Annotated in this window: 12 protein-coding genes; 10 read left to right on the top strand and 2 right to left on the bottom strand. The window is 62.3% G+C overall.

Going from position 1 to position 13,711, the window contains the following annotated elements:
• Nucleotides 1-37 precede the first annotated feature (37 nt).
• Nucleotides 38-412, top strand: coding sequence for a DUF2845 domain-containing protein (locus GYH35_RS20765; RefSeq protein ID WP_161812640.1), 375 nt, complete (start codon nt 38-40; stop codon nt 410-412).
• On the opposite strand, the gene GYH35_RS20770 is transcribed toward GYH35_RS20765, so the two are convergent.
• Nucleotides 397-1,761: an MATE family efflux transporter gene (locus tag GYH35_RS20770; protein ID WP_161829376.1), complete on the bottom strand. Its 1,365-nt coding sequence runs from the start codon at nt 1,759-1,761 to the stop codon at nt 397-399. The genes GYH35_RS20765 and GYH35_RS20770 overlap by 16 nt on opposite strands.
• 168 nt (nt 1,762-1,929) lie before the next feature.
• Here GYH35_RS20770 and GYH35_RS20775 point away from each other — a divergent pair, with 168 nt between their 5' ends.
• The 5 genes from GYH35_RS20775 (at nt 1,930) to GYH35_RS20795 (ending at nt 8,453) form a co-directional block, all read left to right on the top strand.
• On the top strand, nt 1,930-3,207 hold the full coding sequence (locus tag GYH35_RS20775) for an acetyl-CoA C-acetyltransferase (RefSeq protein WP_161812638.1): 1,278 nt from the start codon (nt 1,930-1,932) through the stop codon (nt 3,205-3,207).
• Between the two features lie 575 nt (nt 3,208-3,782).
• Nucleotides 3,783-4,295 (top strand): PEP-CTERM sorting domain-containing protein, encoded by a 513-nt coding sequence (locus GYH35_RS20780; RefSeq protein ID WP_161829377.1) that lies wholly within the window; start codon nt 3,783-3,785, stop codon nt 4,293-4,295.
• Between the two features lie 230 nt (nt 4,296-4,525).
• Nucleotides 4,526-5,614: a ferrochelatase gene (gene hemH / locus GYH35_RS20785; protein WP_161829378.1), complete on the top strand. Its 1,089-nt coding sequence runs from the start codon at nt 4,526-4,528 to the stop codon at nt 5,612-5,614.
• A complete protein-coding gene (locus tag GYH35_RS20790; protein ID WP_161829379.1) occupies nt 5,614-6,333 on the top strand; it encodes a VOC family protein in 720 nt (239 codons plus the stop codon). The genes hemH and GYH35_RS20790 overlap by 1 nt, the downstream gene beginning before the upstream one ends.
• A 44-nt stretch (nt 6,334-6,377) precedes the next feature.
• The gene (locus GYH35_RS20795; RefSeq protein WP_161829380.1) at nt 6,378-8,453 is read left to right on the top strand and encodes a S46 family peptidase; all 2,076 of its coding nucleotides are present in this window, start codon (nt 6,378-6,380) and stop codon (nt 8,451-8,453) included.
• A 38-nt stretch (nt 8,454-8,491) separates the two neighbouring features.
• On the opposite strand, the gene GYH35_RS20800 is transcribed toward GYH35_RS20795, so the two are convergent.
• Entirely contained in the window at nt 8,492-9,232 is a 741-nt protein-coding gene (locus tag GYH35_RS20800) for a YceI family protein (protein ID WP_161829381.1), read from the bottom strand.
• 121 nt (nt 9,233-9,353) lie between these two features.
• Between GYH35_RS20800 and GYH35_RS20805 the strand changes: the two genes are divergently transcribed.
• The 4 genes from GYH35_RS20805 to GYH35_RS20820 all read left to right on the top strand — a co-directional run bounded on the left by GYH35_RS20805 (nt 9,354) and on the right by GYH35_RS20820 (nt 13,701).
• Nucleotides 9,354-9,917, top strand: a complete 564-nt coding sequence (locus tag GYH35_RS20805; protein WP_161829382.1) for a cytochrome b — start codon at nt 9,354-9,356, stop codon at nt 9,915-9,917.
• A complete protein-coding gene (locus GYH35_RS20810) occupies nt 9,914-10,501 on the top strand; it encodes a YceI family protein (protein ID WP_161829383.1) in 588 nt (195 codons plus the stop codon). The genes GYH35_RS20805 and GYH35_RS20810 overlap by 4 nt, the downstream gene beginning before the upstream one ends.
• 74 nt (nt 10,502-10,575) lie before the next feature.
• The gene (locus GYH35_RS20815) at nt 10,576-12,729 is read left to right on the top strand and encodes an acetyl-CoA hydrolase/transferase C-terminal domain-containing protein (RefSeq protein WP_161829384.1); all 2,154 of its coding nucleotides are present in this window, start codon (nt 10,576-10,578) and stop codon (nt 12,727-12,729) included.
• Between the two features lie 132 nt (nt 12,730-12,861).
• On the top strand, nt 12,862-13,701 hold the full coding sequence (locus tag GYH35_RS20820) for a DUF4097 family beta strand repeat-containing protein (RefSeq protein WP_161829385.1): 840 nt from the start codon (nt 12,862-12,864) through the stop codon (nt 13,699-13,701).
• The last annotated feature ends 10 nt before the right edge of the window (nt 13,702-13,711 follow it).

Raw genomic sequence — 13,711 nt, forward strand, 5'->3', positions numbered from 1 at the left:
ATTGGCAATTCATCGGCCGCGAGGCATAGTGAAGACCATGCGTAGCGCACTCCTCATCGGTTTGACAGTGGTTGCCGCGACAGTGGCTGGGCCGGCGCATGCCGACGGCATGCGTTGTGGCAGTCGGTTGGTCCGCGATGGCGATGCACGCGCCGAAGTACGGGCATTCTGCGGCGAGCCTGCCGACGTGCAGACGCGCACTATCCTGCGTCGTCCGACCTACACCGTCGGCGGCCGTATCTTTTATTCCGGCGACGGGCTGATCGAAATCCCGGTGGAAACCTGGACCTACAACTTCGGCCCGAACAAGCTGATGCGCCGGGTGCGCTTCATCGACGGCATCGTCGAGGAAGTCGAGACACTGGGCTACGGATATAACGATCCGCAGCGCGGCTCTTACGCCGGCCGCTGATCTCGCAAGCGCGCTTTGGTGACCAACCAATAGCGCACCACCAGCAGCACCGCGCTGATCGTCAGTCCGACGTTCAGCCCGACCCACACCAACACCGGTCCTTCGCCACGGTGTACACCGAAGTAATAGGCGAAGGTGAACCCAACCACCCAGTACGAAAAGATACACAAGGCCATCGGAATGGTCGTGTCCTTGAAGCCGCGCAGCGCACCCGCCGCGCCGACCTGCACGCCGTCGGAAAACTGAAACAACGCCGCCATCAACAACAAACTGGCGGCCAGTTCGCGCACCGGCAAATCGCGTGTGTACAGCGCAGCGATCTGATCGTTGAACAGCAGGATCACGATCGCTGACACGGTCATCACGATTGCGCACATCACCACGCCGATCACACCGGCATTACGTGCGCCGATGAGATCGCCGCGCCCCAGCGTGTGACCGACATGAATGGTCGTGGCGGAACTGATGGCCAGCGGCACCATGAACATGAACGCCGCATAGTTCAGCGCGATCTGATGTCCGGCCGCCGTCACGGCGCCCATGCCGCCCATCATCAACGCCGCCGCTACAAACAAACCGCCTTCGGCCAGGATGCTGCCGGCGATCGGCGCACCGATGCGAGTGAGCTCGCCGAGCACCGGCCAGTTCGGCGGATCGATGCGCGCGAAAAAGTTGAACGGGCGATACGCGCGATGCGTGCGGACGTGCAGAAACATCGCGAAGAACATCAGCCAGATCGAGATGGCCGTCGCGACTCCGCAACCCACCGCACCCAGCGCCGGCGCGCCGAACTTGCCGTAAATGAAAATCCAGTTGCCGATGACATTCACGGTCAGCCCGAGAAAGCCCGTGAACATGATGGGCTTGGTGCGTCCCAGCCCTTCGCTCATATAGCGCAGCGAAAAGAATGCGAGCAGGCCCGGCATGCCCCAGCTGATGGCGTGAATGTATCCAACCGCGACCGGCAGCACGTCCTCGGAGATGCCGATCGCGGGCAGGAACCAGTCCGCCTGACGCATGCCCGTGAACAACAGGATTGAAAGCGCCAGCACCAGCCACCATGACTGACGCGCATAGGACGTCACTTTGTACGTATCGTTGGCGCCATAGGCATGCGCAACCGACGGCGAAGTGGCCATCAGCAAGCCGAAGCCCATGAACATGAAAAGGTTGAACGTGGCGGCGCCGATCGCCAGGCCGCCGAGGTCGACCGCGCCCAACTGGCCCGCCATCACGGTATCGGCGAAGGCCATGCCGGTGATCGAGAGATTATTACCTAGCAGCGGGCCGCCGAGCGCAACAATAGCTCGGGCGTCCACGACCAGGCGGGCGCGGCTGTGGATACTCATGGGGTCGAATACTGCCGCCAGCTGTGGCGGTGAATGTGTGGCGTTACGGATCGCGGGCCGCACAGCGTACGGACTTCAGTCGTCCGCGCCAACAGCGATTCCCAACTATTCGCGGCTGACGACGGCTGGCATGCTTGCGCCCCCTTCGTTGCCCGCCATGGAGCCGTCATGCTCGTAGGTTCGTCAGTTCGACGCGTCGCCATCATCGGGGGCACGCGCATTCCGTTCGCGCGCTCGATGGGTGTTTACGCCGAGGCCAGCAATCAGGAAATGCTCACCGCCTCGCTGAAGGGGCTGGTGGATAAATTCAACCTGCGCGGCGAAGTGTTAGGCGATGTCGGCGCCGGCGCGGTGCTCAAGCACTCCAAGGATTTCAATCTGACGCGCGAGAGCGTGCTCGATAGCGGTCTCGCGCCGGAAACGCCCGCATTCGATTTGCAGCGTGCCTGCGGCACCAGTCTCGATACCGCCATCGTGCTGGGCTTGAAAATTGCGGCCGGTCAAATCGACTCCGCCATCGCCGCGGGCGTCGATACTGCCAGCGATGTTCCTATCGTCTATCCCACTGCGTATCGCAAATTGCTTCTGCGCAGTGCGCGCGGCCGATCGCTCGGCGAGCGTCTCTCGCCGTGGGCCGGTTTTCGTCCCGGCTTTCTCAAGCCGCAGTTGCCCGGCGTGAGCGAGCCGCGCACCGGCATGTCGATGGGGCAGCATTGCGAAAAGATGGCTCAGACCTGGCAGATCCCGCGCGCCGATCAGGATCAGCTGGCGCTCGAGAGTCATCGCAAGGCTGGCGCGGCGTGGGATGAAGGTTTCTACGAAGACCTGGTCATACCGTTCCGCGGCTTGAAGCAGGACAACAACATTCGTCGCGATAGCACGCTCGAGAAGCTCGCCAAGCTCAAACCTGCGTTCGCGGCGAACGGCACGTTGACGGCCGGCAATTCGACACCAATGACGGATGGCTCCGCGGCAGTACTGCTCGCAAGCGAAGAATGGGCGAAGGCGCGCGGACTGCCGGTGCTCGCCTATCTCACCTATGGCAAGTACGCGGCCGTCGATTTCGTGCAGAAGGAAGGATTGCTGATGGCGCCGGCCTATGCCGTGCCTCGCATGCTCGCCGACGCCAGGTTGACTCTGCAGGATTTCGACATCTACGAGATCCACGAAGCCTTCGAGGCGCAGGTGCTCTGCACGCTCAAGGCTTGGGAGTCGCCGGAGTTCTGCCGCGACCGTCTCGGGCTCAGCGCACCTCTCGGCAGCATCGACCGGAGCAAGATGAATCTCAAAGGCGGCAGCGTCGCCATCGGCCACCCCTTCGCCGCCACCGGCGCGCGCATCATCGCCACGCTAGCCAAGCAACTCGCCCAGCGCGGCGGCGGGCGCGGCTTGATCTCCGTATGCACGGCTGGCGGGATGGGAGTGACGGCGATCGTGGAGCGTTAGCCCACCTTCAAAATGGAGGCGGTCGACAGGGTCTTGATGGGAGAACCCTGCCGACCGCCGTCCGGACCGAAAACTGGAATAAGTTAAACCAGTCGTCAGTCCCCTGCGCGAAGGCCGCGATCCCGGGGAGGGGGCAGTAACGAATCGCGACGCTCCGAGCAATCGATAGCGGTAGGTGGGTCGGTGGGCGGACGCCAACCCGAAAACAAAAAAGATGAAGTGAAAGAAGTGGAGGGCGTCCCTGCCCGGTTGCATGCCCCGACCATGCGGGTCCTTGTGAAGGCATCCCTAATCACACGCACGCAGATCCTAATGGGTATAGCGACAAACCGAGGTAAATACCCTCACAGCCGCCGCAGACACCTTCGCAAGAATTACGGCCGATGGATTCGCACGCGCTTTACTTAACGTATGCGGCAATGCGTCGGCTTGTATTACAGGGCCATCCTCCTCCGCATCGCGCCGCAGCAGTCGATGGACCTTAGGTCGCTGACCCATAAAGAAAAAATGACCTGTGGCATAGCAGTTGCTTTATCTACGACGCGTGCCATAAACGCTCACAGGAAGTTATCAAGATGAACCGAATTTTTGCCTTCGTGCTGCTCGCCTTCGGGTTTGCCAGCACTTCCCATGCGATCCCCACCAGCTGGAGCGACTCCGCCGACTTCGGTGGCGGTGAGCACATCGGCTGGTTTCAGTCCCACACCTACACCCATGACCTGACGGAGCACGGCTTCCGTCCGATGGAAGACCTGATCACCAGCTTCAACCTGACTCTCTCCTTGGGCAACGACAGCGACGATGGCGAGTACGTCGCGGTCGTTCTGCGGGACCCCGAGTTCGACCGCTTTGAATTGAGCGGCGAGGCGTACGGCGGCTTCTCCATCCTCGGTCTGCTGAACGAGGTGGGCACCCTGACCGTGACCGTCCAGTCCCTCTGGGGCGACTTCTTCCTGTTCGGTTCCACCCTGACCGCGTATGGCGATCGCAATGTCGCCAACGTGCCGGAGCCGGGCGCTCTGGGCCTGCTGGGCATCGGCCTGATCGGCATCGCGCTGAGCCGGCGCCGTCGCAAGCAGGCTGCTTAAGCCGCGCGACTACACCAACTCCTGGTGGGAAGGCCCCGCTCCGGCGGGGCTTTTCTTTTTTATGGTCGGGATCGGGCATCCTGCCACGACCCTCCCGGCGAGGCCGCAAAAGGCGTGACTTTTGCCGCTCGCCCGCCGCCCGTGGCGGCGGGGTACATCCATGTACCCAATGGGGCCGATTGCTAGCGACTGTTAGTCGGCAAGCAATCGGGTCATTAGACTTGCGCCCCATGGTCGACTACCTCGGCGATTCTTCTTATCAACACGGCAGCGCCAATCGCATTGGCGTTCTGGTGGCGAACCTCGGCACGCCCGACGGTCCCGATCCGGCTTCGGTCCGGCGCTTCCTGGCTGACTTCCTGTGGGACCCGCGCGTCGTCGAAGCGCCGCGGGCGATCTGGTGGCTGGCGCTGCATGGCGTGATCCTGCGCATCCGCCCGTCGAAGAGCGCCCACGCGTATCGACAAATCTGGACTCCCGAAGGCTCACCCTTGCTCGTGCACAGCTCCGCGCTGGTCAAACGACTCGGGGAGGCATTGCAGCCGCGCTGGAATGCGGCCGTAGCGCTCGGCATGAGCTACGGCTCACCTTCCATTCCCCAGGCACTCGAAGAGCTGCGACGGCAAGGTGCACAGCGCATCGTCGTTCTGCCCCTGTATCCGCAGTACTCCGGGACGACGACGGCATCCGTGTTCGATCGGGTCACTCGTCAGTTGCAGCGTTGGCGCTGGGTGCCGGAGCTGCGCTTCATCGGCAGCTATCACGACGACGCCGGTTATGTCGGCGCGCTCGCAGCCAGCATCGAGCAACACTGGCGCACACACGAGAAGAACCATCTGCTGTTTTCCTTCCATGGCATTCCAAAGAGGTATGTCACCGCGGGCGACCCGTACTACTGCCAGAGCATGAAGACGGCGCGATTGGTCGCAGAGCGTCTCTCTCTGGGCGAGCAAGAGTGGAGCGTGAGTTTTCAATCGCAGGTGGGTCGCGAAGAATGGCTGCGACCGTACACCGACGAACGTTTGCTCGAGTACGCGCGCAGTGGACCGAAGCGCGTGACGTTGATGTGCCCGGGCTTCGCGACCGACTGTCTGGAAACGCTCGAAGAGATCGCACTTCGCAATCGGCAGTTGTTTCTCGAAGCGGGCGGCGAAGCGTACGACTACATTCCCGCGCTGAACTCCAGCGACGCGCACGTTGCCACTTTGACGAATCTGATCGAACGACACATCCAGGGCTGGGCCGAACCCTCGCATCAAACGCCCGCCGAAGCCGACGCCACGCTGCGACGGGCGTTACGTAGCGGCGCTCAGCATTGATGTTCGGCCGGTTCCTCGAAATCAGCGTGTATGCGCCCGAGATTCGCGACTCCCTGGCGTTCTATGAATCGCTGGGCTTCGTGCAGGCGCCGGTCGGCGAGACCTTCGACCATCCGTATGCGGTGGTGACCGATGGCCGCTTGTTTCTGGGATTGCACGGCCAGACCATGCCCTCCCCTGCGCTGACCTTCGTGATGCCACGACTCATGCACGGCATGGAGCGGCTGGAGCAGCTCGGCATCGAGCTCGAAGACCTGCAGCTGGGCAACGAAGTCTTCAATCGGCTCAGCTTCCGCGATCCTTCGGGACAATCCGTCAACGTGTTCGAGGCGCGCACGTTCTCGCCGCCGCAATTGGAAAGTCAGCCGACCACGACCTGCGGTTACTTTACCGAGTACGGGTTGCCGGCACGCGAGGCGGGCCCGATGCGTGTGTTCTGGGAAGCCTTGGGCTTCGTGGCGTGGGATGAGCAACCTGAGCCATTCGCCCGCACGGCGATCACCAGTGACCATCTGAATCTGGCGTTGTATCGTTCACGGGCGTTCCGCCAGCCGGTGCTGACCTTCGAAGATCCTGACATGCGTGAGCGCCTGGCGCGGCTGAAAGAGCGCGGCTGCCAACTTTCCGACGAAATGCCCGACAGTCTCGATGAGTCGAGCAATGCCATTCTGATCGCTCCGGAAGGGACGCGGCTGCTGCTGCTACAGTCCGAAGACTGACGACCCGAGGCGGACGGACCGCCCGTATACACAAGGAGAATTCGATGTTCCGGACTCTCGCCGCCGCCTGTCTGGCGCTGCTCGCCACCGCGGCCATCGCCGATGAAGGCATGTGGACTTTCGACAATATTCCGCAGGCCGCAATCCAGAAGAAATACAACACCACACTCGACAAGCCGTGGCTGGACAAGTTGCAGCGCTCCATCACGCGCTTCGAAAGCGGCTGCACGGGCTCGTTCGTATCGCCGGACGGCCTGGTGCTCACCAATCATCACTGCGCCATGCCATGCCTCGCCGAGATTTCCAGCGAGAGCGCGAACTATGTAGACGACGGCTTCAACGCCACGACGCGCAGCGCCGAGAAGAAATGCCCGACGCAAATCTTGTCCGTGCTGGTGGAGATGGAAAACGTCACGGCGAAGGTCGCTGCCGCCACTGCCGGCATGAAGGACGCCCAAGCGAACCAGGCGCGCAAGCAGGAGCTGAGCAAGCTCGAAGCCGCGTGCACCAAGAACTCCGAAAAGAGCCGCGGCGGACCGCTGGCCTGCGAGTCGGTGACGCTGTATCAGGGCGGCCAATATTATCTGTACAAGTATCGTCGCTATGACGACGTACGGCTGGCGTTCGCTCCTCATCATGCGATCGCGGCCTTCGGCGGCGACCCGGACAATTTCAACTTCCCGCGCTGGAGCCTGGATTTCAGCCTGTTCCGGGTCTATGACAAAGGCAAGCCGATCCATTCGCCGAATCATCTGAGCTGGCGGGTCGAAGGCCCGCAAGTCGGCGAAGCGACGTTTGTCACGGGCCATCCCGGCAGCACCAGCCGCCTGCTCACGGTGGAACAGCTGCGCTTCCAGCGCGACACCTCCGTTCCCTCCTATCTCATTCGCAACTCCGAATTGCGCGGCCGGGTGATTCAATGGGGCAAGACCGGCGATGAGCCGGCGCGCATCTCCAGTGACTATCTGCAAAGCATCGAGAACTCGCTGAAGGTTTATCGTGGCTTCCAGACCGCGCTGCTCGACGACAGTTTATTTGCGCGCAAGACCTCGCAGGAGCGCGAACTGCGCGAACGTGTGAAGTCGGATGAAAAGCTGTCGGCTGCGGTTGGCGATGCATGGAACGACGCGGCCAACGCGCAGGAGCGCTATCGCCAGATCTACGATCGTTATCTCTATCTGGAAGCCGGCGCCGGATTCAACAGCAAGCTCTTTTCGTATGCCCGGCAACTGGTGCGCAGCGCCGCCGAGCGCAGCAAGCCCAACGAGCAACGCCTGCGTGAGTACGCCGACTCCAATCTGCCGAAGATCCAATCGAGTCTGCTGGCGACCACACCGGTCTATCCCGACTTCGAGCAGGTCACGCTGTCGTTCTCGCTCGACAAGCTGCGCGAAGCACTGGGGCCGGACAATTCCATCGTTCGCAAACTGCTGAGCACCGAGTCGCCCCAGTCGCTCGCGGAGAAACTGATCACCGAGAGCAAGCTTGCCGATCCGGCGGTTCGCAAAGCGTTGTGGGAAGGCGGCACGGCGGCCATCCAAAGCTCGAACGATCCGATGATCGTGCTGGCTCGTGACATCGATGGCGAAGCGCGCGCCGTTCGCAAGATTTACGAAGACGAAGTGCAAGCGCCGGTGGCGTCCGCGCAAGAGCGCATCGCCAAAGCACGCTTCGCGGTGCTCGGCACGAACACGTATCCGGATGCGACCTTCACGCTGCGACTGAGCTATGGCGCGGTCGATGGCTGGGTGGAAAAAGGCGAGAAGGTGGAGCCGTACACCCGGCTGTCACGGTTGTTCGAGCGCACCACCGGCAAAGATCCGTTCCGACTGCCGCAGGTGTGGCTGGATGCGCGCGACCGGCTCGACATGAACACGCCATTCTGTTTCGTCACGACCAATGACATCGTCGGCGGCAATTCCGGCAGCCCGCTGGTGGACGCGCAGGGTCGTTTGGTCGGCCTCGCGTTCGACGGCAACATCCACTCCATCGCTGGCAGCTTCTGGTACAACGGCGAGGTGAACCGCACGGTCGCGGTTCATCCCGCGATCATGATCACTGCGCTCAAAGACGTGTACGGCGCGAAAGATCTCGCCGACGAACTGCTCGGCAAACACTGAGCTCGAGTCACGGCGGAGCCGCCCGGCTCCGCCGTTCTTCAGCGTTTCGCCGCCACCAGGTTGAAGCGCACGCGCAACCGGTCCTGCACTTCCAAAGCCCCCAGCGCCACGCTGAAGGGCTTCATGCCGAAGTCCGTCTGCAAGATATCGAACTCACCGCTGGCCGTCAGGCGGTCGCCGTTCACCACGATATTGGTTGGCACGACCACGTCGCGACTCGCGTCCTTGATGGTGATGCGCGCGGTGATCTTTGGAGCTTGCAAAGAGCCGGCGACGGTCGCGGACTTCACAGTGACATTCGGATAGCTCTCGGCGTCGAGTACTTCCTTGCGCAGCATGTTCTTGCGCGTTCCCTCCTTGTCGGCGGCGGGAATGTCCGTCGGGAAGTCCGCACCGGCGGCGCGCCTGGCGTCCGCGTCATCGACGATCAGGTCCGCCACCGGAAACGACAGCTCGAAACCCGAGGCCGGGAATGGGGTACGCATCCAGACACGGCCATGCACCGATTTGCTGGTCATCACATGGTTGTGGCCCAGCCGCGCGAAGGTGCCGCCGCGATACACGAAGATGTGCAGAACGGACGCCTGCGGATCGATCTGGTAAAGCGTCGCGCCAGCCTCGCCGGGCGTCGGTGCGGGCTGCGTTGGGGCTGGCTGGGGCGGTACTTCGGGCGCTGGCGCAGGCGGCCGCACCGGTCGCGGACAAGCGACAAGTCCGAGACACAGCAGCAGCATTGCACCGATGCGAGCTGGTTTGATTGCACGTGTGATGGGTGGCATCGGGCGATCCCGTATATGTCAGATTTGCAGCGACCTGTCCCCGAGTGACCCCAGGTGCGGGTTCCCGGACGAATAATCGCTTACACTGTCGTCTCTTAAGTACCTGCGGATCGAACGAGTGATGCAACTGAAGAACGACGAATCTCGCTACGGCGTCGTCGCACAGTTATTTCACTGGACCATCGTCGTCCTGATCATAGTGCAGTTCATCCTGGCCAACCGGGCCGACGACCTGCCGCTCGGCACGGCGAAAATCGCGGTCCTGGCCCAGCACAAATCCTTCGGCATCACCATTCTCGGCCTGGCGCTGCTGCGCCTGATCTGGCGCTGGTTCAATCCCGTGCCCGCCGAGCCGCTCGACATTCCGCAATGGCAGAGGATCGCGGCCCGCGTATCGCACATTGGCCTGTACGCGCTGTTGCTGGTCACGCCGGTCGTCGGCTGGCTGATGTCATCGGCCCGCAACTTCCCTGTCAGCTGGTTCGGACTGGTGACCTTGCCGGATTTCATCGAACCCAACCGCCCGGCTTATGAATTTCTTCACGAGACTCACGAACTGCTCGCGGGAACGCTGTTCTGGCTGGCGCTGCTGCACGTCGCGGCGGCGCTCAAGCATCACTTCATCGACAAGGACAACGTGCTTCGCCGCATGCTGCCCGTCAAACTGAAACAGGACCGATCATGATGTCGTCGAAATCTTCGCATCGTCTCGCCGGCCGGCTGGTCGTCGGCTGCCTCGCCAGCCTGGCTGCCGTCGTGGCGCTGGCCGCTGCCCAATGGAGCATGCAGCCCAAGGAAAGCAAACTGACTTTCGTCGGCGAGCAGGCCGGCGCGCAGTTCGAAGGCGGCTTCGACAAGTTCACCGCGGACATCGCCTTCGACCCCAAGGATCTCGCCGCGAGCCGTTTCGACGTGAAGATCGACACGGCGTCCGTGAACACACAGGACGGCGAGCGCGACGACGCCATCAAGAGCGCCGATCTGTTCGACGTCAAACGCTTTCCGACTGCGCGCTATGTCGCCGACAGGTTCACGGACAAAGGCAGCAACAAATATTCCGCCACCGGCAAGCTCACGCTGCGCAATGTGACCAAGGACGTGCCCATCGATTTCACGTTCGAGAACAAGGGCGGCGAGGCCTGGCTGAAGGGCACGGCGAAAATCAAACGTCTGGATTTCGGCGTCGGCCAGGGCGACTGGAAAGACACCTCGCAGGTCGGCAATGACGTCCAGGTGCGCTTCGCGTTGCGCCTGAAAGGCACTTCATGACCCAATCCGGATCCGCCACGCCGCGGCACGAGTAACTGCCAACAACGATGACCGCAGCGGCACCGCTTCGATTCATGGCCCCCGACGAATGCGTGGAGGCCACCCTCAACCGCGTCGGTAAGCACGTGGTGCTGGGCTTGCCCGTTGCGATCGGCAAGCCGAACACGCTGGTCAATGCCTTCGTGGCGCGCGCCGTTGCCGATCCCAACGTCAGACTGACCATAGTCACAGCTCTGTCACTGCGCGTGCCGCGCGGTCGCAGCGACCTGGAACGGCGTTTCATCGAGCCGTTCACCCGCCGTGTGTTCGGAAATTATCCGGAGCTGGAGTACCTGCGCCTCATCGAGCGGCAGCAGCTGCCGGCGAACATCGAAGTGCTGGAGTTCTACATGGAACCCGGCGCCTGGCTGCGCAACGAACACCTGCAGCAGCACTATCTGAGCAGCAACTACACGCACGTCGCGCGCGACGCGTTGCGCCGTGGTCTCAATGTGATCGCTCAGCTCGTCGCCGCTCCACCCGCCGACGAAGCACCGGGCTTGTTGAGCCTGGGGTCCAATGCGGACATGACCGCCGACTTGCTGCCGCTGATTGCGGCGAGGCGCGCCGCCGGCAGTAGCAAACCGTTTGCGTTGATCGGCCAGGTGCATCGCGATCTGCCGTTCATGTATGGCGACGCGCTGGTCACCGCCGATACGTTCGATTTCCTGGTGCAGGATCCAGGCACGACGTTGTTCAGTCCGCCGAACATGCCGATCCCGCCGACCGAGCATGCGATTGCGTTGAACGTCAGCACGCTGATTCGCGATGGCGGCACGCTGCAGCTCGGCATCGGCGAACTGGGCGACGGCATTTGCTACGCCTTGCAGCTGCGCCAGAAGCAGCCGGCGCTCTATCGAGAAGTGCTGGAGTCGACCGGCATGCTCGCCCGACATCGCCGACTCATCGAATCCGAAGGCGGCACAGCACCGTTCGAGCGCGGTCTGTACGGCTGCACTGAGATGCTCGCCGACGGCTTCCTCGATCTCTATCGCAGCGGCATCCTGAAACGCCGCGTTTATCCGAGCGCGAAACTGCAACGACTCATCGACGACGGACACATCGATGAGCGCGTCAGCCTGCACACGCTCGATGCACTGGTCGAAGCCGGCATGAGCCGCATGTCGTTCGCCGACTTCCAGGAGTTTCGCGAAGTCGGCTTGTTCCGCGACGACGTTGAATACGATCGCGGCGTGCTCATCACGCCGGATGGCCAGCAATTGCGGGCGACGTTCTCAGATCCTGAACAGCGCGCGCAGATCGCGCAGTACTGTCTGGGCGAAACGTTGCGCAACGGCGTGCTCGCCGACGCAGGCTTCTTCTTCGGGCCAAAAGGTTTCTACACCGGGCTGCGCGAGCTGCCGGCCGTTCAGCGCAAGATGTTCGCCATGCGCGGCATCAGCTTCGTCAACGAGCTTTATGGGCATGAGTGGGAATTGAAATGCGCACAGCGCCGCTATGCGCGCTTCGTGAACACGACGATGATGGTCACCGGTTTGGGCGCCGCCGTATCCGATGGATTGAGCGACGGTCGCGTCGTCAGCGGCGTCGGCGGTCAATATAACTTCGTCGCGATGGCGCACGCGCTGCCGGAAGCACGGTCCATTCTTTGTCTGCGCTCGACGCGCACTGCCGATGGCGTTACTTCATCCAACATCGTTTGGAGCTACGGCCATTGCACCGTGCCTCGCCATCTGCGCGACATCGTCGTCACCGAATACGGCATCGCCGATCTGCGTGGCCGCACCGACCGAGAAATTGTCGAAGCACTCGTCGGCATCATGGACGCCCGCTTTCACGGAGCATTCGTTGCGGACGCGCAGCGCGCCGGCAAATTGCCGAAAGATTGGCGCATTCCAGACGCAGCCCGCGCCAATACACCACAACAACTGGCCAAGAAATTTGCACCGTGGCGTGAGCAGGGTCTGTTTGCCGAATTGCCGTTCGGCACGGACTTCACCGCCGACGAGCTCGTGCTGTCGAAAGCCCTGCGCTCCTTGCAAGCCTCGACACAATCCTGGCCGGGCCGGATGCGTACCTTGCTCGATGCACTGTTAAATGGCGCACCGACGCCCGCCATTCAGCCGCATCTCGCACGGATGGGCCTGGCGCAAGCCGACTCCCTGTCGCAGGCCCTGCAGCGCCGGCTGCTGGCGACCGCTCTGCGCAAAGTTTTGCAAACGGGCTGATCCGCCCCTATCTTTGCTTCCCCTCTGCAGGCCCAGGGATGAGCCCCTGCAACCCGCGGAGCGTCTGCTCCATCCAAATGACTGGGTGCGTGCGGGCATTCAGCTTTACTTATTCGCACAGGAAGTCATTACATGAACAAGTATGCCGCCCAGCTGTTGGCGTGGGTGTTACTCAGCAGCGCCGGCACGTCGGCATGGGCACAGACCGAAAATTGCAAGTTCAGCTCCGATCGCACCGCCAACTTCAACGGCCCGGTCAAGAAAGTGGTGGTATCCGCCGCCGCGGGCGATCTCAAGATTCGCGGTGACGCCAGCGGCGGCGTCACCGCGACCGGCAGGGCCTGCGCTTCGTCCGAAAGCTTGCTCGGCAAAATCGCCCTGGAAAGCCGCCGGGAGAACGACATCGTCTATTTGACAGTCGTGATGGCCGAAGGCATGGGCGACATGTTCAGCTTCAATCGCTACGCCTCGCTGGACCTGGATATCAGCGTGCCGCGCGAGGCCGAGCTGGAAGTCAGCGACTCCAGCGGCGACCTGGAGTTGAGCGATGTCGGTGCGGCGAAAGTCGACGACAGCTCGGGCGATCAGCTGCTCAAGAACATCAACGGCAACCTCATCGTCAACGACAGCTCGGGCGAGATCCGCGTGGTCAGCGTCGTCGGCAATCTCGAAGTCGAGGACAGCTCCGGCAACATCGACATCGAAGACGTGCGTGGCGACGTGACCATCAAGACCGACAGCTCGGGCGATATCGCCATCGCCAAAGTCGCCGGCAACGCCGAAGTCGTGAACGACAGCTCCGGCGATATCACCATCCGCGACGTGAAAAAGAACGTCACGATCGACAATGACAGCTCGGGCGACATCAACGTGAGCGATGTCGGCGGCAACTTCGCGGTGCGTGCCGACAGCAGCGGCAACATCCTGCACGAGCGTGTCGGCGGCAGCGTGCGGATTCCGGCGAGGACCTGAGCCGGTAGTT

Origin of the sequence: Steroidobacter agaridevorans (assembly GCF_009932555.1) — a bacterium.
GTDB lineage: Bacteria > Pseudomonadota > Gammaproteobacteria > Steroidobacterales > Steroidobacteraceae > Steroidobacter > Steroidobacter agaridevorans.

Bases quoted from the DNA above. Each gene is read 5' to 3' on its own strand.
- GYH35_RS20765 (WP_161812640.1), top strand. From the start codon at position 38: ATGCGTAGCGCACTCCTCATCGGTTTGACAGTGGTTGCCGCGACAGTG.
- GYH35_RS20770 (WP_161829376.1), bottom strand. From the start codon at position 1,761: ATGAGTATCCACAGCCGCGCCCGCCTGGTCGTGGACGCCCGAGCTATT.
- GYH35_RS20775 (WP_161812638.1), top strand. From the start codon at position 1,930: ATGCTCGTAGGTTCGTCAGTTCGACGCGTCGCCATCATCGGGGGCACG.
- GYH35_RS20780 (WP_161829377.1), top strand. From the start codon at position 3,783: ATGAACCGAATTTTTGCCTTCGTGCTGCTCGCCTTCGGGTTTGCCAGC.
- hemH (WP_161829378.1), top strand. From the start codon at position 4,526: ATGGTCGACTACCTCGGCGATTCTTCTTATCAACACGGCAGCGCCAAT.
- GYH35_RS20790 (WP_161829379.1), top strand. From the start codon at position 5,614: ATGTTCGGCCGGTTCCTCGAAATCAGCGTGTATGCGCCCGAGATTCGC.
- GYH35_RS20795 (WP_161829380.1), top strand. From the start codon at position 6,378: ATGTTCCGGACTCTCGCCGCCGCCTGTCTGGCGCTGCTCGCCACCGCG.
- GYH35_RS20800 (WP_161829381.1), bottom strand. From the start codon at position 9,232: ATGCCACCCATCACACGTGCAATCAAACCAGCTCGCATCGGTGCAATG.
- GYH35_RS20805 (WP_161829382.1), top strand. From the start codon at position 9,354: ATGCAACTGAAGAACGACGAATCTCGCTACGGCGTCGTCGCACAGTTA.
- GYH35_RS20810 (WP_161829383.1), top strand. From the start codon at position 9,914: ATGATGTCGTCGAAATCTTCGCATCGTCTCGCCGGCCGGCTGGTCGTC.
- GYH35_RS20815 (WP_161829384.1), top strand. From the start codon at position 10,576: ATGGCCCCCGACGAATGCGTGGAGGCCACCCTCAACCGCGTCGGTAAG.
- GYH35_RS20820 (WP_161829385.1), top strand. From the start codon at position 12,862: ATGAACAAGTATGCCGCCCAGCTGTTGGCGTGGGTGTTACTCAGCAGC.